Here is a 235-nt window from a genome sequence, read left to right on the forward strand (position 1 = left end):
GCCGGGTGAAATCGTGTCTTATGGCAAGGAAGCTTCCAAGTGAGTATTCATCTCAACATAGTCGCACTGATGGTGGGCACGGCCCTGATCTCCTCCTGCGCGCCGCAGGAGGAAAGCAAGGAGGAAGCGCCCCGTCCCGTGCTGTCGATGACAGTCAAGCAGACGCCCGCTACGAGCCTGGGCCTCACCGGTACGATCGAACCGACGATCGAGACCGAACTCGGCTTTCGGATTC

At 59.6% G+C, this 235-nt stretch carries 1 pseudogene; it reads left to right on the plus strand.

Going from position 1 to position 235, the window contains the following annotated elements:
- Positions 1-39 precede the first annotated feature (39 nt).
- Positions 40-235: pseudogene (locus EOD29_RS35040) on the plus strand (efflux transporter periplasmic adaptor subunit); the annotation flags it as partial.

The organism is Mesorhizobium sp. M1A.T.Ca.IN.004.03.1.1 (assembly GCF_003997555.1).
GTDB lineage: Bacteria > Pseudomonadota > Alphaproteobacteria > Rhizobiales > Rhizobiaceae > Mesorhizobium.